General features: G+C 64.5%; 2 protein-coding genes. Both read right to left on the bottom strand.

Features of this window, described 5'->3' with window-relative positions:
- Window positions 1-349, bottom strand: a 349-nt coding sequence (locus EN780_RS35060; RefSeq protein WP_133372900.1) for a DUF3085 domain-containing protein, incomplete at its 3' end; no start/stop codon positions are given.
- A gap of 10 nt (window positions 350-359) precedes the next feature.
- A complete protein-coding gene (locus tag EN780_RS35055; protein ID WP_128276528.1) occupies window positions 360-962 on the bottom strand; it encodes a DUF1419 domain-containing protein in 603 nt (200 codons plus the stop codon).
- Between the last annotated feature and the right edge of the window lie 51 nt (window positions 963-1,013).

The raw sequence follows: 1,013 nt of genomic DNA, 5'->3' as shown, positions 1-1,013 counted from the left end.
TGAGATGTGTTGCGCGCCGATGGCGGTCAAAGAGCGGGACAAGCCGCTCGGCCTCGATGAACTCGATGCCGTCGTCGCCCCCGAAATGCCGGCGCTTGTAGTCCCACCAGTCGGGATTGCCGTCCGGGTGGCATTGCTCCGAATAGACGACGAGGGCGTGGGCGCCCTCGGCGAGCTTGCCGTTGGACATGATGTAGACGCCCTGGTCGCCAACCAACCAGACGCCGGGCTTCTCGCCCTCGCCGGGTCTTGTGCCGTAATAGGGGTTGCGAAACCCGCCGTTGGCCGCCGCCTCGGCAATGCCCTGGTCGATCACCTTGCGGACCGCCACGATCGGAAATGTAAACATCGTCCCCACCTCACGCCGCGACGTCGAGGGGCAAGTGCCTGAGATGCACGGGCAGCTTGGCGGCGATCTCCGCGTCGCTCAGATCGTGGAGCAGCTTGAGCACGGTGCGCCCGCGGTCATAGACGAGCAGAGTGCGCTTGCCGCGCAACTCGGGCAGCCAGTCCTCGCCGGCATAACCGCGATAGTCGTCATGCGTGTTCGACCAGATATGCTCGAGGCGCTCCTCATGCGTGATCGCCTTGACCGGCCAGGACTTGCGCTCCACGATCGCGGCCCGCATGCGCTCGGGCGAACCCTTGTCGCAGAGATCGCAATAGCTGTGGAAGTAGCGGACGCGGCCATCGATGCTGAGCCGGAAAAACACGCTGGTGACGCTGCCGGTGAGGAATTCGCTGAGCGCGAACATGTCGGCGCGCATCCAGAGCGGCGGCAGGATTTCCAGCATGTAGTCGTGTCCGGACTGGTCAAGCTCGAACCATTCGTTTCCGTAAAGAGCGCCGGCGTCATCCGCGAAGCGATTGGGACGCTGTGCATGGCGGTCGAACAGACGGAACATCTGCCGGCGGTCGGCGATGCCCTGGTAGATCTTGCGGATGGGAGAGGTGGCGTTCATGGGGGGCTCCTTCATAGCCTCGTCGGGCCGGAGCGCGGCTCACCCTGTGGA

The organism is Mesorhizobium sp. M4B.F.Ca.ET.089.01.1.1, assembly GCF_004022605.1.
Taxonomy (GTDB): Bacteria; Pseudomonadota; Alphaproteobacteria; order Rhizobiales; family Rhizobiaceae; genus Mesorhizobium; species Mesorhizobium abyssinicae.
The sequence above is the reverse complement of the archived record's forward strand: the minus strand, read 5'-3'. Positions and strand labels throughout refer to the sequence as shown.

What these genes read in the sequence shown, in the direction of transcription:
- EN780_RS35055 (WP_128276528.1), bottom strand. Translation starts at nt 962, where the DNA reads ATGAACGCCACCTCTCCCATCCGCAAGATCTACCAGGGCATCGCCGAC.